Source organism: Hymenobacter sp. DG25B (assembly GCF_000801315.1).
Classification (GTDB): Bacteria; Bacteroidota; Bacteroidia; order Cytophagales; family Hymenobacteraceae; genus Hymenobacter.
Genome location: NZ_CP010054.1, coordinates 2,275,958 through 2,294,700 on the forward strand (window position 1 = coordinate 2,275,958; position 18,743 = coordinate 2,294,700).

At 55.0% G+C, this 18,743-nt stretch carries 14 protein-coding genes; 7 read left to right on the forward strand and 7 right to left on the reverse strand.

Annotation, left to right across the window (positions count from 1 at the left end; genetic code table 11):
• Positions 1-67: 67 nt before the first annotated feature.
• From PK28_RS18995 to PK28_RS09670, 6 genes are all read right to left on the reverse strand, one after another.
• Positions 68-1,144 (reverse strand): OmpA family protein, encoded by a 1,077-nt coding sequence (locus PK28_RS18995; protein ID WP_048825830.1) that lies wholly within the window; start codon positions 1,142-1,144, stop codon positions 68-70.
• A gap of 71 nt (positions 1,145-1,215) precedes the next feature.
• Positions 1,216-3,039: a peptidoglycan D,D-transpeptidase FtsI family protein gene (locus PK28_RS09650; protein ID WP_048825832.1), complete on the reverse strand. Its 1,824-nt coding sequence runs from the start codon at positions 3,037-3,039 to the stop codon at positions 1,216-1,218.
• Positions 3,040-3,336: 297 nt separating this feature from the next.
• Positions 3,337-4,116: an MBL fold metallo-hydrolase gene (locus PK28_RS09655; RefSeq protein WP_044513535.1), complete on the reverse strand. Its 780-nt coding sequence runs from the start codon at positions 4,114-4,116 to the stop codon at positions 3,337-3,339.
• A 240-nt stretch (positions 4,117-4,356) separates the two neighbouring features.
• A complete protein-coding gene (locus PK28_RS09660) occupies positions 4,357-5,832 on the reverse strand; it encodes a DUF8370 family protein (protein ID WP_044513536.1) in 1,476 nt (491 codons plus the stop codon).
• Positions 5,833-5,911: 79 nt separating this feature from the next.
• Positions 5,912-9,385 (reverse strand): methylmalonyl-CoA mutase family protein, encoded by a 3,474-nt coding sequence (locus PK28_RS09665; RefSeq protein ID WP_044513537.1) that lies wholly within the window; start codon positions 9,383-9,385, stop codon positions 5,912-5,914.
• Positions 9,386-9,733: 348 nt separating this feature from the next.
• Positions 9,734-10,081: a hypothetical protein gene (locus tag PK28_RS09670; RefSeq protein ID WP_231576128.1), complete on the reverse strand. Its 348-nt coding sequence runs from the start codon at positions 10,079-10,081 to the stop codon at positions 9,734-9,736.
• A gap of 188 nt (positions 10,082-10,269) precedes the next feature.
• On the opposite strand from PK28_RS09670, the gene lepA reads away from it, so the two are divergent.
• From lepA to PK28_RS09705, 7 genes are all read left to right on the forward strand, one after another.
• Positions 10,270-12,057, forward strand: coding sequence for a translation elongation factor 4 (lepA, locus tag PK28_RS09675; protein WP_044513539.1), 1,788 nt, complete (start codon positions 10,270-10,272; stop codon positions 12,055-12,057).
• Positions 12,058-12,137: 80 nt separating this feature from the next.
• Positions 12,138-12,329 (forward strand): hypothetical protein, encoded by a 192-nt coding sequence (locus PK28_RS09680; RefSeq protein ID WP_044513540.1) that lies wholly within the window; start codon positions 12,138-12,140, stop codon positions 12,327-12,329.
• Positions 12,330-12,347: 18 nt separating this feature from the next.
• On the forward strand, positions 12,348-13,259 hold the full coding sequence (locus PK28_RS09685) for a bifunctional 5,10-methylenetetrahydrofolate dehydrogenase/5,10-methenyltetrahydrofolate cyclohydrolase (RefSeq protein ID WP_044513541.1): 912 nt from the start codon (positions 12,348-12,350) through the stop codon (positions 13,257-13,259).
• A 210-nt stretch (positions 13,260-13,469) separates the two neighbouring features.
• Positions 13,470-14,051 (forward strand): 7-carboxy-7-deazaguanine synthase QueE, encoded by a 582-nt coding sequence (locus PK28_RS09690; protein ID WP_197070511.1) that lies wholly within the window; start codon positions 13,470-13,472, stop codon positions 14,049-14,051.
• Between the two features lie 9 nt (positions 14,052-14,060).
• Positions 14,061-15,998, forward strand: a complete 1,938-nt coding sequence (locus PK28_RS09695) for an OmpA family protein (RefSeq protein ID WP_231576129.1) — start codon at positions 14,061-14,063, stop codon at positions 15,996-15,998.
• Between the two features lie 319 nt (positions 15,999-16,317).
• Positions 16,318-16,692: a hypothetical protein gene (locus PK28_RS09700; protein ID WP_044513542.1), complete on the forward strand. Its 375-nt coding sequence runs from the start codon at positions 16,318-16,320 to the stop codon at positions 16,690-16,692.
• 245 nt (positions 16,693-16,937) lie between these two features.
• Positions 16,938-17,330 carry a hypothetical protein gene (locus PK28_RS09705; protein ID WP_156126332.1) on the forward strand — a complete coding sequence of 131 codons (393 nt, stop codon included), beginning with the start codon at positions 16,938-16,940 and terminating at the stop codon, positions 17,328-17,330.
• A 54-nt stretch (positions 17,331-17,384) separates the two neighbouring features.
• Here PK28_RS09705 and PK28_RS09710 read toward each other — a convergent pair whose 3' ends face one another.
• Positions 17,385-18,671, reverse strand: a complete 1,287-nt coding sequence (locus PK28_RS09710; protein WP_044513544.1) for a citrate synthase — start codon at positions 18,669-18,671, stop codon at positions 17,385-17,387.
• Between the last annotated feature and the right edge of the window lie 72 nt (positions 18,672-18,743).

Here is an 18,743-nt window from a genome sequence, read left to right on the forward strand (position 1 = left end):
AGCTTTGCAATGAAAAATGTGCTATTAATAGCAGGAACAGGTGGTCAAGAGAAGTCCAGGCAGTTTCTCAGTCCCGCATCTCCTCTACTTCCACGCGCCGGTTGCGGGCATCGGGCGAAGGAAATAACGGGCGAGCCCCGCCATACCCAATGGTGCTGATGCGGGCTGATTCGATGCCGGACTTCACCAAAAAGGCCTTAACGGCGGTGGCTCGTTTCTCCGAGAGAGTCAGGTTCTTCTGATCTTCGCCTACCTGGTCGGTATGGCCTGCCAAACGGATCCGAAGCCTAGGACGGGCCTGCAGCTCCCGCACCAGCTGATGCAGAGAGGCATCGGCTGCAGGCAAAAGCTCCGCTGTTCCCTGGAAAAATAACACTTTTGGCAGCACTACGGGGGTATTCGTTACTAAAGCGGTGGAGTTTTTGGCTTGCCGGCCTACTGCCGCATCGGCCCGCTTAGCCAGCGGCCGGGTGGCTAGCGGTTGGGGTGCGCTGCGGGACGGAACTACCTGAATGGTAACCGACACCGCAGTTTGCTGGGAAGTAGGGTAAAAGCCCTGCGTGAGATAAAACGTGGTGGTTTTGCTTAGAATGGTGCGGTAGCTAGTGCCCTGGTTTACACGCCGGGTTAGCGCCGCATCGGTGTACCACTGTACATCACGCCCCGTTACCTGAATAGTGGCAGACCTGCCCGCCGGCACCGTAGCGGCCGATTTTAGCTTGATGCGGTAAAGGTGAAACTCACCCGTTTCGCAGTTGCCCACGGGGCGGTAGCTGGCCCGGCCGGTCAGCTTCTCCTCGGCGGGGTCGTAGGTGAACGTAACGGAGCCCTGGCACCAAAAGAAATCCGGGTCGCGGTAACGCTCATACAAAATCCGGGTTTCATTTATCCGCAGCTGGTTACCCAACTGGGTACCCTGCAGCTGAAATGATACCGAAGAGCTGGCATCGTGCAGAAGCTCCTGATACAAAACCCCAAACATGGCTGTTCCCTCGCCCGGCTGCAGGCGCAGAATGGTAGGCCAGGCTAAGCCCGGGCGCTGGTCGTCCCATTCCGCTCCCTGCCACACGCCCGCTAACGACTGGCTTTTCCCTTCCCTGGCCAGTACCAGGGCCAGCAGGCTAACCCATAAGGCTCTAAACATTCTACTCACGAATAATTTCGTGAAAATAAGGGCAGAAGAACAAATACCGCAGTTCTACTAAGTAGAGCTGTTTACTCCTCGCGCCGGGCTGCTTTCTGCATGCGGGCTTCCCCGCGTTTGCGCCGGGGTGCTATGCTGCCGCGCAGGTATTTCTCCATTACCAGCACAGCAGCCGGCGCGGCAGACTCAGCCCCGAAGCCGGCGTTTTCCAAGTACACCGCCACGGCAATTTTGGGGTTATTAGCCGGCGCGAAACCAACAAAGGCGGCATGGTCGTCGCCCTCATCGTTCTGCACCGTACCGGTTTTGCCGGCCACCGAAATACCAACATCGGCCAGGCTGGAGCTGGCGGCCGTACCGCTGCGCATCACGGCTACCATGCCGGGCACCAGGGCTTCAAAATTTACACTGTCGATGAGGGTGCGGTGCTTTACCCGGAAGCGGTGGAGTGGCCCGCCGGCGCCAATACCACGCACCAGATGCGGCGTATAATACCAGCCGCGGTTGGCAATAATGGCCGCCATATTAGCCATCTGCAGGCCGGTAAGGTTGATTTCGCCCTGCCCGATGCTGAGCGAGTAAATGGAGCGGTACGTCCAGGCGCGCGTGCGGCGGGCCTTGTCGTAATATGCCGGGGTAGGTAGGAAACCGGGCGCCTCACGGGGCACATCCACACCCAGCACGGAGTCCAGCCCAAACGAGCGGGCGTAGCGGCGCCACTGGGCCAGGTTGGCATGGCGGGCAGCCACCGAATCGGTAGCCAGGCTATCGGGCGTGTAATTTATCAGGCCCTGCATCACCTGATAGAAGTAGGGGTTGCAGCTGTATTTCAGCCCGGCCGTGAGGGTTTTCGCCTGAGGGTGCTCGTGCACACAGCTCACCAGCGACTGGTCGCAGCGGAAACCCGTGGTGGGGCTGATGGTACCCATTTGTAAGGCTATAGCGGCATTCACCAGCTTAAATACTGAGCCGGGCGGGTTAGCCAGCATGGCCGGCCGGTTCAGCAGCGGCATATCCTCATGTTCCAGCAGCTTGGCCCGCACCCCAGCCTGGTCGGGTGCGGTGATGGTGGTGGCCGGATACACGGGGGCTGATACAAAGGCCAGGATTTCCCCGGTGCGCGGGTCCAGGGCCACGAGGTAGCCCTTGCGGCCGCCCAGCAGCTTCTCGGCGTAGGCCTGCAGTTTCACATCAATAGTCAGGTGCAGGTCCTGGCCCTGCTGAAAGGCGGTGTCTTTGGCCCAGGTGCCGTGCTCTTTGCCTTTGGCATCTACCAAGGGGTGCAGGTAGCCGCGGTGGCCGTTGAGCAGACCGTTATAATACGTTTCCACGCCGCCGTTGCGCAGGCGGTAGAAGCGGCCGCGCACGGTGCGTTTGGCCTGGCGGAGGAAAGGCTGTGCCTCAGCATACCGATAACCTAGTAAGGGGGCGCCCGCACGGGTGGTATAAACGCGCTGGCGTCGCTGGGTTAAGGTCAATGTGGGCCAGGCAGCGCTATCCTGGCGCACCCGCTTAACTTCGGCCGCCGTGAGGCTGAGTTGGACCGGATAGCCGGCCGGCGCTTTGGGGTAGGGCAGCGCATCAGTGATGCGCCGCCGCACCGTAACGGAGTCCCAGCCCAGCAGCTGACCCAACGCCAGGGTATCAAGCGGGGGGCGGCGCGGCAACTTCAGCAGGAACTGGGGGCGGGTGTCTACCAGCACGGAGTCGTAGCGGTCCAGCACGCGGCCCCGCTGCGGCACGTCAGGCACGATGACGCGGCGGGCGGTGTAGCGTACGCGCACGTCCTGGTCCTGGGTGGGTCCGCCGCTTTGCTGGTCGGGGGAGGAGCAGGCGGCTGCTACTACGAGCAGGGCTAGTAGACTCTTTCCCCAACAATTGATAGCCGTACGCATGAGGTAAAGCTAGGCAATTGTTGGGTGTTGGGCTAAGTTGGCTGGTAAACCGGAGATATTGCTGCGCTTAACCTGCGCCAGTTGGAGCAAAGTTTTGGCGGCTTGGGTGTAGAGACGCAAATAGGCTTCTCTACATCCGCCGATGTCGCTCACCAAAACGCCGCCCGGATTGCTCCAGGCGGCGTGGTTCCGGTTTGCCGCGTTGCGGCAGTGGAGGTACAACCTCCACCTCAAAGCTGGTCACGAGTTACGGCTGCGCCTAAACTCGCGCCAGTTTGGGACCAGTATCTGGTTAACTTACTGGGCCGCCGGATACCAGTTGCGCAGCCGAACGTCGATTTTTTTATTGGCCTGGTTCACGGTTTTCTTGAAGCTCTCCACGTCGCTCAGGCCGTTCTGGCCCCGATAGTGATACGGATACACAATGCGTGGCCTGAAGGCCAATACGCCCTGCGCGGCCTGCGGCACATCCATGGTGTAGGGCAGGTTCATGCATACAAAGGCCACGTCGATATTCTTGAGGGCGCGCATCTCGGGTATGTCTTCGGTATCACCGGAGAGGTACACGTTTTTGCCGCCCAGGCTGAGCACGTAGCCGTTGCCCCGGCCCTTGGTGTGCATGGCGTCGGGGGCTTCGGGCAGGTTGTACATCGGAATGGCCGACACGCGCATGCCCAGCGTGTCGAGCTTCTGCCCGTTGCCCAGGATGCGGACCTGGCCTTTGTACTCGGCGGGCAGCTTATCGGCCACGGCCTGGGGCACAATCATTAGGGCCTTGCCCACGGAGAGGCCTGAGAGTGTCTGCGGGTCGAGGTGGTCGCCATGAATGTCGGTGATGAGGACCACATCGGGGGCGGCCAGGCCGGCGTAGGCGGCGGCTCCGCCGTAGGGGTCCACGTAAATGGTCTTGCCGCTCCAGGTTAGCACCACGCTGCCGTGGGTGATGGGCTGCACCGTGAGCGGGCCTTTCTTGGTGGCAATCTGGTCGGCCGCCGCCCGCGGCGCGGGGGCAGTTTGGGCCAGTGCCTGCGTAGTAACCGCCGCAAAGGCCGCCGCGAGGATAAGGGTAGATTTCATCGAGTTTTTGTTGGTGGGTGAAGGGGACCGGGTTGCTAACCCGGGACGGGGGCGAAAGTTCTGGGGGGAGGGGTAGCTAGCGTGTTTCGCAGGAGTGAAGCATAGAAAACGCCGCCCGGATTGCTCCAGGCGGCGTGGTTTCGGATTTGTTGCAATGCAGCAGTGCAGGTACAAACTACACCTCAAAGCTGGTCACGAGGTATGGCTGCGTCTAAACTCGCGCCAGTGGGGCGCTACAAGTTACAAAGTGACATTAGAAGCAGAAGCTTTTGGACTTGCATCTATCAAGATAATATTTTCCTTATCCTCTAGCTTCAGTTCCTTTAATACAGACGTTAAATGCATGTATTCACTTTGGTTGAAGTACATAATTACTTTAATAGAACTCTTGGTATAATTGGCTTCTTCATATACTTCAACTTGCTTCGCAAGATTCTGCTTCAGCTTGGAATTGGAAGCCAGTTTGAACTCTATAAGTGTTTTGTCAGCCGAGCCTTTTGAAACAGCATAGTCAACAGGGCCTCTACCATTGTTAGTTTCCCTATTAACGTCAAAATCACTCGCAAACCAAGTCAGTCGGTAGATGATTTGCAAATCTTCCTCTCTTTTGATTGGTTGACCATTCATGTAAAATAGCCTGTATCCATCATTTTTTTCAATGACGTCCTTTAAATAATTAAGTCTATTAAGTGATTGTTCGTAAGAAGATATTGGCTTGATATCATAGAAATTGCTGTTGTCAAGAAGGCGTTCAACTAAAGCCTTGATATTTCTTATGAAGAAAGATTCAACCTCTTCAACTTTTTGCTTTGAAATATTTTTAGCGCCCTGTTTGTTCTCTTCTTTGCTTTTTAGATAAAGTTTAATAATATCTGGAAACTGCATTATTGTTGCCTGGATTGCAGCAGCACGTTCCTTCTGTGAAATTTTCTCATCTACAGGCTTGCTTGGTAGTTTTTCTGCGAAGTAGTTAAAGATTTCAGCTCTGAGTTGGCTATTGGGTATGCTATTGCATATTCTTTCAAAGTCTCCTCGTAAATCGTGAGAATTTATCCAGTTATCATCCTTAGTTAAAATATTTTTGGGTGTCAAAAGTACATAGTCATTAAAGATAAAAGGAAGTGTAAATTCCTTTGGCATCCATCTTTGAAGAGTGTAGTCAAAATAAACTTTATCAACTTTAACAATTTTTACATTAGTGGGCAGCATGTGCTCTAAAGCAAACTTTTCAGTGTAATTGAGTAAAAATTCCTTTGTAAGGTTTGTGGTGAAGTCACTTATATTGTCTTTGCCTATACCTGTTTGAAACAGACCGGCTTTTTCCAAGTGGGATGATTCAGTGATTATTTCTTTTCCCAAATCATCAAATACAATATTTATTGAGGAGGAAAAAGTCTTTCCAAATTTAGGACCTAAGCCACTTCCATTGTTTCCTATTTGACTATAGCCGAGCCAGTTTTGTTTGACTTCTCGAAATACATACCACGCTAATATTTGTGCTTCTGTTACTTGCCCATTTTCAGATTTTTGTTTTAAGAAAGCTAAGTAACGTAAGATATCCTCATGTAACTTTTGATACACTGGGTCTTTGCTTCCAAATAACAAAAATGGATCAATAAAAACCGGAAGGTCATTTATCAATGAGATATTAAAAGCTCCATAGGCTTCAAGAGTTTCTGGCTCGATGCCGAAGAAATCGGAAAAATATATATTCATTTGTAAAGAAAAGTGTAAAATGAAAAGGGCACTATCTCAGAAAGATAGTGCCCTTTTATTAACAAAAGGAATTCAAACTCTACATATTCCGCCGATACTGCCCACCAACTTCAAACAAGGCATTGGTCACCTGCCCGAGTGAGCAGAACTTCACTGTTTCCATCAACTCCTCAAATAGGTTGCCATTGGCCACGGCTACTTGCTGCAGCTGCTTCAGGCGCTGCTCCGCAGTGCCCTCATTGCGTGCGTGCAGGGTCTGGAGCTGCGTGATTTGGAATTGCTTTTCCTCCTCCGTGGCGCGGATTACCTCGGCCGGGATGACCGTGGGGGAGCCTTTGGAAGAGAGGAAGGTATTCACGCCGATGATGGGAAACTCGCCGGTGTGCTTCAGGGTCTCGTAGTAGAGGCTTTCTTCCTGAATCTTGCCGCGCTGGTACATGGTTTCCATGGCGCCCAGCACGCCGCCGCGCTCCGTGATGCGGTCAAACTCCAGCAGCACGGCTTCTTCCACCAGGTCCGTCAGCTCCTCGATGATGAATGAACCCTGCAGCGGGTTTTCGTTCTTGGCCAGGCCCAGCTCCCGGTTGATGATGAGCTGAATGGCCATAGCCCGGCGCACCGATTCCTCGGTGGGCGTGGTAATGGCCTCGTCGTAGGCGTTGGTGTGCAGGGAGTTGCAGTTGTCGTAGATGGCGTAAAGGGCCTGCAGCGTGGTGCGAATATCGTTGAAGTCAATTTCCTGGGCGTGCAGGCTGCGGCCGCTGGTCTGGATGTGGTATTTCAACATCTGGGAGCGGGCATCGGCGTTATACCTCAGCTTCATGGCCTTGGCCCAGATGCGGCGCGCCACCCGGCCAATTACCGCGTACTCAGGGTCGATGCCGTTGGAGAAGAAGAACGACAGGTTGGGCGCGAAGTCATTCACGCTCATGCCGCGGCTCACGTAGTACTCCACAAACGTGAAGCCATTGCTGAGCGTGAGGGCCAGCTGCGTAATGGGGTTGGCGCCCGCCTCCGCAATGTGGTAGCCCGAAATAGACACCGAGTAGAAGTTGCGAACCTTCTCCTTAATGAAGTATTCCTGCACGTCGCCCATCAGGCGCAGGGCAAACTCCGTGGAGAAGATGCAGGTGTTCTGGGCCTGATCTTCCTTCAGGATATCGGCCTGCACGGTGCCGCGCACCTGCGCCAGCGTACGTTTTTTGATGGTTTCGTACACCTCGGCGGGCAGCACCTGGTCGCCGGTTACGCCGAGCAGCATCAAGCCGAGGCCGTCGTTGCCTGCCGGCAGCTCGCCCTGGTAGAAGGGGCGGCCCACGCCTTTCGCGGCGTAGATCTGGTCAATCTTCTGGCTGACCTCATCTTCCAGCCCGTGCTCCTTTATATATAGTTCGCACTGCTGATCAATGGCGGCATTCATGTAGAACGCGGCAATGGTGGCGGCCGGACCGTTGATGGTCATGGACACCGACGTCATCGGGTTGGCCAGGTTGAAGCCGGAATACAGCTTCTTGGCATCATCGAGGCAGCAAACGCTCACGCCGGCGTTGCCAATTTTACCATAGATATCAGGCCGGTGGTCGGGGTCCTCGCCGTACAGCGTCACCGAGTCGAAGGCCGTACTCAGGCGCTTGGCCGGCAGGCCCGCCGATACATAGTGGAAGCGGCGGTTGGTACGCTCAGGGCCACCTTCGCCGGCAAACATGCGGGTAGGGTCTTCGCCTTCGCGCTTGAAGGGGAATACGCCGGCTGTGTAGGGGAATTCGCCGGGCACATTTTCCTGCAGCTGCCATTTCAGCAAATCGCCCCAGGCGGTGTAGCGCGGCAGGCTTACTTTCGGAATCTGGAGGTGGGAGAGGCTTTCGGTGTGCGTTTTAATGCGGATTTCCTTGTCGCGCACCTTAAAGATGAACTCCGGGTCGCGGTAGGATTTTACCTTTTGCGGCCAGGTCTCCAGGAGCTTCCAATTTTGCCCATCCAAACGGAGCTTGACCTCCTCGAAGGTGCTCTCCAGGCCGGCCACGAGTGCTCCTGATCCGAGTCCATGGCTGCTGCTCCCGGTGCCAGATCCTCCAACGGCGGTGTTGCCGAGGCTTTGGACGGCTCCAATGGCTTGCCGGATTCCGAAGAGCTGCTGAGCAGTGTCAGCTTGTTTTTGAACCCACTGGTCATATTGGCGGTTGGTTTCGGCTATTTCTGAAAGGTAACGCGTGCGGTGAGGCGGAATGATGTAAATCTTCTCCGAGTCCTCCTTGCTGGTTTCCAGGTGAGAGGCAAACGGTACGCCCGTTTTGGCTTCTACCGTTGCCAGAATAGCGCGGTAGAGGCGGTTCATGCCGGGGTCGTTGAACTGGGAGGCAATGGTACCGAACACGGGCATTTCGTCCAGCGGCTGATTCCAGAGCTGGTGGTTGCGCTGGTACTGCTTGCGCACGTCGCGGAGAGCATCCAGGGCGCCGCGCTTGTCAAACTTATTGAGGGCAATAACGTCGGCAAAATCGAGCATGTCGATTTTCTCCAGCTGCGTGGCCGCGCCGTACTCGGGCGTCATCACATACAGGCTGGCATCGGAGTGCTCAATGATTTCGGTATCGGACTGGCCAATGCCGGAGGTTTCGAGGATGATGAGGTCGAAGTCGGCGGCGCGTACCACGTCCACGGCGTCCTGCACGTACTTGCTCAAGGCCAGGTTGCTCTGGCGCGTGGCCAGGCTGCGCATATACACCCGCGGCGAGTTGATGGCGTTCATCCGGATCCGGTCGCCGAGCAGGGCCCCACCGGTTTTGCGCTTGCTGGGGTCTACGGAAATAATGGCAATGGTCTTGTCCGGGAAGTCGAGCAGGAAGCGGCGCACCAGTTCATCTACCAGGGAAGACTTACCGGCCCCGCCGGTGCCGGTGATGCCCAGAATAGGGGCTTTCTTAACGGAGGCAGAAGGATTCACGCGCTGGTCGGCGCCGCCCTCGGCCTGCTGGAAATCGGAAATCAGCTGGCCTTTCACCCGCTCAAACTCCTGGGGGAAGTTCTCGGCGGCTGAAATCAGGCGGCCAATGCTGCGGGCATCTTTCTCTTTTACGTGCTCTACTTCGCCGTTCAGATGCTGGCCGGTGGGGAAGTCAGACTGCTTGAGCAGGTCATTAATCATGCCCTGCAGGCCCATGGCGCGGCCGTCGTCGGGCGAGTAGATGCGCGTGATGCCGTGCTTCTGCAGCTCCGCAATTTCGGTGGGCAGAATTACGCCGCCGCCGCCGCCAAATATCTTCACATGGCCCGCCCCGCGCTCTTTGAGCAGGTCGTGCATGTACTTAAAATACTCGTTGTGGCCGCCCTGGTAGGAGGTAATGGCAATGGCCTGGGCATCTTCCTGAATGGCGCAGTCTACAATTTCCTGCACCGAGCGGTTGTGGCCCAGGTGAATAACCTCGGCGCCACTGCTCTGGATAATGCGGCGCATGATATTGATGGCGGCATCGTGCCCATCAAAGAGGGCCGCAGCCGTTACAATGCGGATGTGATTCTTGGGCTTATACGGAGCTACGGGAGCTGGATGCATAGCACGGGGGAGTTGGGTGGAATTATAGGGAGCGAAGGTAAGAAAAAAGCCCCGGCGGGTAAGGCCGGGGCTGATTTGGGAATGGGAAGAAGTGAATATCTAATTAAAAAGCGTTTTCCAAACCATACGGTCATGTCGAGCGAAGTCGAGACATCTCGCTAGTGTGGTAAATAGTATTCCAACGAAGCGGTAGAGATGCTTCGGCCAGCTCAGCATGACTCGTTCTATTTGAAAGATGTTCTTTATCCAACAACGTCAGCACGCGAGATGTCTCGGCTCCGCTCGACATGACCGGAGTTTATTATATATACAAGATGAGTTTACCTTCATCCTGTTGCTTCCTGGTTGCTACTTCGCCGCCTTCTTCTCCAGCGCCTGCAGCAACTCATCAGCAGCCTTCTCAATATCCGAATACCCTTGCTGGGCGGCGCGCTCTTTGGCGGCAATCAGGCCGTCGCGGTGCACGGTTTTGAAGTCGCCGTAGGGGAAGTGGTAGCGGCCTTTGGTGTCTTCGCCTTTGCTTTTATCGATGCCCAGGTGCCACTGGCCGTACTCGGTTATTTCGTGCTTCTCTAAAAACTTATTTTCGGCGCTGCTGTCGGGGTTGTGCTGGCCCCAGTGGCCCTGGTCGTTCTTGAGTTTGCCATCCTGAATCAGCTGTTTGGCAAATTTTACGGCATCGTTATTTAACTGCATACTCATATTAGTAGGGGCTAAAGGGTTAGTGTAATATGGGTTAGGTATAAGTGATACGCCGGAAAACAGCAGAAGTTGACAAGGAGCGGGGCTGGTTTAAATAACCAAGTATACTGCTGGCAAACCCGCCGGTTTTAGCATTTTCAGCCCCTTTTGCCTACCTTTGCCACTGGAAAAAACCGCCTCTAGTGAAGAACATCCGCAATTTCTGCATCATCGCCCACATCGACCACGGCAAAAGCACGCTGGCCGACCGCCTGCTGGAATTTACCAGCACCGTGGCCAAGCGGGACATGCAAGCCCAGCTGCTCGACAACATGGACCTGGAGCGGGAGCGGGGCATCACCATCAAGAGCCACGCCATTCAGATGCAGTTTCCCTACAAAGGCGAAACCTACACGCTGAACCTGATTGATACCCCCGGCCACGTTGACTTTAGCTACGAAGTAAGCCGCAGCATTGCTGCCTGCGAAGGTGCCCTGCTGATTGTGGATGCCTCCCAGGGCATCGAAGCCCAGACGATTTCCAACCTGTATCTGGCTATTGGGGCCGATCTGGAAATCATTCCGGTGCTCAATAAAATAGACCTGCCGCACGCCATGCCGGAGGAGGTAACCGACGAAATCGTCGACCTCATTGGCTGCGCCCCGGAAGATATTATTCATGCCTCCGGCAAAACCGGCATCGGCATCGAAGACATTCTGCACGCCATCTGCGAGCGGGTGCCCGCCCCCAAAGGCGACCCGGAAGCTCCCCTGCAGGCTCTGATCTTTGACTCGGTATTCAACTCCTACCGGGGCATCGAAGTCCTGTTCCGCATCAAGAACGGCACCATGCGCAAGGGCGACAAGCTCCGCTTCATGGCTACCGGCAAGGAATACGGCGCCGATGAAATTGGTATTCTGGGCCTGAACCAGGAGCCCCGCCAGGAAATGAGTGCCGGCAACGTAGGCTACCTGATTTCCGGCATTAAAGAAGCCCGCGAAGTAAAAGTAGGTGACACCATCACCCACGTAGCCCGGCCCACGCCGGAAGCCATTCAGGGCTTTGCCGATGTGAAGCCGATGGTATTTGCCGGTATCTACCCCGTAGAAACCAGCGAGTACGAGGAGCTGCGCGGCGCCATGGAAAAACTGCAGCTGAACGATGCCTCCCTGGTATGGGAGCCGGAAACCTCCGTGGCCCTTGGCTTCGGCTTCCGGTGCGGCTTCCTGGGCATGCTGCACATGGAAATTGTGCAGGAGCGCCTGGAGCGGGAGTTCAACATGACGGTGATTACCACCGTGCCTTCCGTGCAGTTCCACGCCATTGGTACCAAGGACCAGCTCCTGACCATCAATGCGCCCTCCGAAATGCCTGATCCTAACATGATCAAGCTGATTGAGGAACCCTATATCAAGGCCCAGATTATCACGGCCTCGGAATACGTAGGTGCCATCATCACACTGTGCATGGATAAGCGCGGCATCATCAAAGGCCAGAGCTACCTGACCTCTGAGCGGGTGGAGCTGTCGTTTGAGCTGCCCTTGTCGGAAATTGTATTCGACTTCTTTGATAAGCTCAAAACCCTCTCGCGCGGCTATGCCTCCCTAGACTACGAGCTGATTGGATTCCGCGCCGCCGATATGGTGAAGCTGGACATCATGCTGAACGGGGAGAAGGTGGATGCGCTGTCGGCTATTGTGCACCGCAGCAAGAGCTACGAGTGGGGACGCCGCCTCTGCGAAAAGCTCCGGGAGCTGCTGCCCCGTCAGCAGTTTGAAATTGCCATTCAGGCCAGTATTGGGCAGAAGATTATTTCCCGTGAGACCGTAAAGGCTTTGCGCAAAAACGTAATTGCCAAGTGCTACGGCGGCGACATCAGCCGGAAGCGCAAGCTGCTGGAAAAACAGAAAGAAGGTAAGAAGCGGATGCGCCAGGTGGGCTCCGTAGAAATACCCCAGGAAGCCTTTTTGGCCGTCCTTAAAATCGATTAGTATCAGAAACGCGTCCCCGCCGGACGCGTTTTTTTTTGCGGTGCAAGGTGCATTTCAATCAAATCTAAACAGTAAATCTCATGATGAATTGCCCCGAAGTAGCCCGCAAACTCACCCGCAATTGTTCCAGTGAAGGACAGCTCCTGAAAATCCTGGCCCACGCCAAGAAAAGCTATGCCTGGCGCGACGAATGGCCCACGCTGCAAGTTGATATTCAGACGGAAGGCGCTGCTGCCATCAGCCGCCATCAAACCAGTACTACCACGGCATAAACCAACCATACCATCAGCATGACTACCGCTCCCGAAGCCACTACCTACCGCCTCATTGACGGCAAGCAGACCGCCGAGGCCATTAAAGAGGAAATTGCTGCTGAAGTGCAGGCTCTAAAAGTGGCCGGCCACAAAGTGCCCCACCTGGCCGCCGTTCTGGTAGGCCACGATGGCGGCTCGGAAACCTACGTGCGCAACAAAGTGCTGGCCTGTGAGCGGGTAGGGTTCGAAAGCACCCTCATTCGTTACGAGGATGATATTACGGAAGCTGAGCTGCTGGCCAAAGTGGAAGAGCTGAATCAGGACGCCAACATTGATGGCTTTATTGTTCAGCTGCCGCTGCCGCGCCACATCTCCGCCGAGAAGGTAATTGAAGCTATCCGGCCGGAAAAGGATGTGGATGGTTTTCATCCCATGAACATAGGCCGGATGGTGGCCGGGCTGCCAGCCTTGCTGCCCGCTACGCCTTCGGGGATTGTAGAGCTGCTGCGCCGCTATGAGCTGCCTACGGATGGCAAGCACTGCGTGATTATTGGGCGGAGCAACATTGTAGGCACGCCGGTTAGTATATTGCTGGCTAAGAACTTAGACCCTGGTAACTGTACGGTTACTTTATGTCACTCGCACACGCAAAACCTGGCGGAAATTACCCGCACGGCTGATATTCTGGTAGCGGCTCTGGGCCGCCCGGAGTTTGTGCGGGCTGATATGGTAAAGCCCGGTGCGGTGGTAATTGATGTGGGCACCTCCCGGGTAGCCGATGCCACGAAGAAGTCGGGCTATGCCCTGAGAGGTGATGTATGCTTTGATGAGGTGGCTCCGCTGACCTCCTACATTACCCCGGTTCCCGGCGGTGTGGGTCCCATGACTATTGCTATGTTGCTGCAAAACACCCTGAAAGCAGCCAAACAAGAGGTGTATACACGGTAGAGTGCAATTTTAAGCCGTTGTAGCTTTCATTTACAGTCGAATTTTACTACTTTTAAGGTCGGGCCCCGGATGTGGAACCGGCTGGCATGCCAGGCTGGTTTCCATTCGGGAACCGGCCTTTTTTGTTTTGCTTACGCTTTGACACACTCCTTTCCTTCTCTGCCCGTCCTGAATTCTCTGCACCCCGAAGCCGGTGCGGCCCTGCCCCTAATGGAACAGTTTTATACTATTCAGGGTGAGGGATATAATGCCGGCCGCGCCGCCTATTTCCTCCGTCTGGGCGGCTGTGACGTGGGCTGTGTGTGGTGCGATGTAAAAGAGTCCTGGGATGCAGACCAGCACCCCCGGGTAGCCATTTCTGACATGGTGGCGGCCGCTACGGCAAATGCCGGCCGCAACGTGGTTATTACCGGCGGCGAGCCGCTGATGCACGACCTGACCTCGCTGACTACGGCGCTGAAAGAAGCCGGCTGCCAAAATTGGATAGAAACCTCCGGGGCCTACCCACTTTCCGGCATCTGGGACTGGATATGCGTGTCACCCAAGAAGTTTAAAGCCCCGCTGCCGGAAGTGGTAGCGCAGGCCCACGAGTTGAAAGTGGTGGTCTTCCATAAGAGCGACTTTGTCTGGGCCGAGCAACACGCCGCAATGGCCGGGCCGCAGACGCGCCTGTATCTGCAGCCGGAGTGGAGCAAAGCCGCTATCATGACGCCCCTTATCATTGAGTATGTGAAGGCGCATCCGCAGTGGCAGATTTCGCTGCAAACGCACAAATACCTCGATATACCGTAACCGCCCGCTATGCGTTTCTTTGGTCTGTTTTTGCTTTTCGGTTTGCTGACGATGGGAGGTACTTTGCCGCTACAGGCGCAGGTACGGCTTTCTTCCACCAATACCAAAGCCCGCAACCTGTTTGAAAAGGCAGTAAGTCAGGCAAAAAGCCGGGACTTTGCCAAGGCCATTGAAACCCTGGATCAATTAAACCAGAAGTTTCCTTCTTTGGGTGAGCCATTCCTGGTAAAGGGCTCCTTACAGAAAGCGCTGGGGGATAATCGCGGCGCTTTTGAATCTTACCGCGCCGGGCTGCAGCTGCTGCCTTTTAGCCCGGCCCGCTCTCTGGATTATTTTACGCTGGGCGAGTTAGCGCTAAGCTACGGGGAGTATGCTGTGGCTGCTGACAATTATAACAACTACCTGAAAACGGCCGCCAAAGGCCAGCGCAACATACCCAAAGCGCAGCGCCAATTGCAGAACTGCGAATTTGCCAAGGCGGCCATTTCGAAACCAGTGGGCGTTGCGCCGCAGCGCATGCCTGAGCCCCTGAATACCTTCCGATTTCAGTATTTTCCGTCCCTCACCGCCGACAACCGTTTCCTGCTCTTCACGGGCCGCACCACGGCGCAGAGCGACGAAGACCTATACCTGAGTCAGCAGAACCCCGATGGCACAATGGGCCCGCCAACTTCCATTTCTGCCACCATTAATACCGAGCTTAACGAGGGCGCGGGCACCATTTCCGGCGACGGCAAAACCCTCGTTTTTGCTTCCTGCGACCGGCCGGGCTCCATGGGAAACTGTGACTTGTATATTTCCCGCCGCACCGGCAATGCCTGGAGCAAACCCCGCAATCTGGGTCGCGCCGTGAATTCCGCCAACTGGGACTCGCAACCGGCCCTGTCGGCTGATGGCCGCACGCTGTATTTCACATCTGACCGCCGCGGCGGCCAGGGCTTGGAGGATATCTACGTTACTGCCCTGCAGCCCGATGGCACCTGGAGCCCGGCGCGCAACCTGGGGGCGCCCGTGAACACAGCCGGCAAGGATATGGCCCCTTTTATCCACGCCAGCGGCAGTACGCTGTATTATGTCACCGATGGACTCGTGGGCATGGGCGGCCTCGACATCTATAAGTGTACTATCGAAAACGGGAAATGGTCGGAGCCCATGAACCTGGGCTACCCGCTGAACACGCATGAAAACGAAGCCTCCCTGTACATTGCCTCCGATAACGTGCGGGGCTTTTGCTCGCGCACCCGCCCGGCAGAGGCCGGCGTGATGGAGCGCGACCGGGCCGTGGATCTGTTTTCTTTTGAAGTGCCCAAAGAAGTACGCTCCCGCGAGGCCAGCACCTACACGCAGGGGCGGGTGTATGATGCTACCACCAAAAAGCCTCTGCAGGCGGATGTACAGCTCTACGACCTGGTTACGAATCAACTGGTGCAATACGTTACCTCCGACCCGGTAAATGGCGACTATACCGTGGTTCTGAATGAGGGCCGGCAATACGCCATGTATGCCTCTGCCAATGGCTACCTGCTCAAGAGCCTCAGCTTCGACTACACCAACCAACACACCTTCGACCCGCTGACCCTGGATATGTACCTGGAGCCCGTGAAAACCGGCCGCACCATGGTGCTCAACAACCTGTTTTTCGAAACCAACGAGTATAAGCTAAAGCCCACTTCCCGTACGGAGCTGGACCGGCTGATTCAGTTTATGCGCCAGTACAAAGACGTGCAGGTGCAGATTGCCGGCCACACCGATGACGTAGGCGCCGAGGCCGACAATGAGAAACTTTCTCTGAACCGGGCCAAATCGGTGTACAGCTATTTGGTGGCCAACGGCATACCGGCAAGCCGCCTGCGGTATAAAGGCTACGGCGAAAACAAGCCTTTAGTCGCCAACGATTCCGAAAGCAACCGTCAGCAAAACCGCCGAATTGAGTTCGAAATCTTATAACAGCACTTAAAGTATTAGTTGCAGTGGCCCTGGTAGTTGTTCTATCAGGGTTTTTTATTGTCTTATACAAAGAATATTAGCGTATACTAATGCTTCTGCAGAAGTCTATTAATAAGCTGATAATGAATATATTAATACAAGTGCTAAAAAGTGATACAGGAGTATACTTATAAAAATTCTTTTTATTATTAAATATTCTCCTATATTTGTTTCGGCTGGTTCCTTAAGAATCTGCTAAAACCAGAAGCCTTATCTGGTTAGTCTTTTTCTCTCACGTGTCTTGTACAATTCTCTCCTCACCGTTCAACCTTCACCCTTTATGAAAAACCTCTTCGTGTATGCCTGTCTGTTGATGGGAACCCAGGCTTTTGCTTCCAATAACGGCAAGGCCGTGGTGCCGGATCATGGCGCAGCTATCAGCGCCCGCGCTACGGCACTCACCCGCACTATGGCCCAAACGGTGCAGCTGGACGAAGGCCAGTATTTGAAGATAAAGCAGCTGAATACCCGCATGCTCACGGCTGTGGAAGATTTGAAGGCCCGCTTCTCCGCCGATCCGGAACTGTTGGACCAGCACATGGCCGAAGCCCAGTTCCGTTATGAAATGGAGCTGACCGCGCTGCTGCGCCCCCGCCAGATAGCCGTGTATCATGAAGCCCGTGAAAACATGACGGCCCTCAGCATTACTCGCTAAACGCTCCGAATATCATCTTAAAATGAGCCCGCCAAAAGCGGGCTTTTTTTATGTCCTATGACGTAGTGCCGCTGTTAGAAGCAATGGAATATATTCAATTGAGAATAATTTAAGTAATACTTTGTTAAAGTCATTATTATATTTATTTTTATAAAAAATATAACTTAATTGAAAGGTTTGCAAAAGATGCTTTTGCAATCAGTATTCAGTTAGGCAGTTGGTATCACTTCCTCAGCTCTTTTAATATGAAACGAAATATACTCCAGGTGTTATGGGCATTGGGGCTGTTTGTTTACCTCAGCAGCTGTGCTACGCCCTCTACCAAGGCCAGTCTGCCAGATTTTGCTACCTCGCTCACCCGGCAAATGGCCGATAAGGCCCGCCTGACGGAAGGGCAGTATGACCGGGTGAGAAAGCTGCATATGCATCAGCTGGCGGAAGTGAAGCGGCTTAAGAAGCAACTGGTTCATCAGCCTATTCTGCTGCAAAACCGGCTTGAAGAAGTACGGACTCTATATGAATGGGAGCTGGCCACCATTCTACTCCCGGAGCAGGTAGCCTTACTGGAACCCTACCAGAGTGAGTTTACGGCCCGGCTGGTGGAAAGCACCGGCCAGACGGAAGCTGAAAGCCTATAAATAAAAAGCCGGCCTGATAGCAGGCCGGCTTTTTTATGCTTGGTTTAAACGATACTAGCGCTGGTCGATGGCAACGTAGTTACGCTCCGTTTCGCCGGTGTAGATCTGACGCGGACGGCCAATAGGCTCCTTGTTCTCGCGCATCTCTTTCCACTGGGCAATCCAGCCGGGCAGGCGGCCCAGAGCAAACATCACCGTGAACATCTCAGTAGGAATACCAATAGCGCGGTAGATGATGCCGGAGTAGAAGTCTACGTTCGGATACAGCTTCCGCTCAATGAAGTACTGATCAGTCAGAGCGGCCTGCTCCAGCTCCTGGGCAATTTTCAGCAGTGGGTCATCAATGCCCAGGGCGGCCAGCACTTCGTCGGCGGCCTTCTTGATGATTTTGGCGCGCGGGTCAAAGTTCTTGTACACGCGGTGGCCAAAGCCCATGAGACGGAACGAGTCGTTCTTATCCTTGGCTTTCGCAATGAATTTGCTGGTGTCGCCACCGTCTCTCTGAATGGCCTGCAGCATCTCCAGCACCTCCTGGTTGGCGCCGCCGTGCAACGGGCCCCACAGGGCGTTGATACCCGCCGAAACCGAGCCGTAGAGGGAGGCATTGGCCGAGCCTACGAGGCGCACAGTAGAGGTAGAGCAGTTCTGCTCGTGGTCGGCGTGCAGGATGAGCAGCTTGTTGAGGGCGCTAACAATCCGAGTGTCGATTTCATACTTCTCCGTGGGGAAGCTGAACATCATGTACAGGAAGTTAGAGCAATAGTCGAGGTCGTTGCGCGGATAATTCAGCGGGTGACCCATGTTGTTCTTGTACGTCCAGGCCGCAATAGTGGAGATTTTGGCCATGAGACGGATTACGTTCAGGTCAATTTCCTCTTTGCTCAGGTCTGGAGCTACGCTCTCAGGATAGAAAGCGGTGAGCGAGCAGATCAGGCTGCTCAGAATTGCCATGGGGTGCGCCGCCGACGGGAAACCGTCAAAAATCTTGCGCACATCCTCGTGCACCAGCGTGTGCTTGGTAATCTGGTGGCTGAAGTCGTCCAGCTCGGCCTGGGTAGGCAGCTTGCCGTAAATCAGCAGGTAGGCTACTTCAATGAAGCTCGACTGCTCCGCCAGCTGCTCAATGGGGTAGCCGCGGTAGCGCAGAATACCTTCTTCGCCGTCCAGAAACGTAATGGCGCTTTTGGTGGCGCCGGTATTTTTATAGCCCGAGTCAAGGGTTACGTAACCGGTCAGGTCACGCAGTTTGGCGATATCAATTGCCTTTTCGTGCTCGGTGCCTTCAATAACGGGGAAAGGGTAGGATTTCCCGTCGAGGATAATCTCAGCAGACTCTGCCATAAGCGTGAATTTGGGTGGATGCGGGGCGAAACTAAAGAATTACCGGCAAGCCGGAAAGCCCGGTGGTCAGTT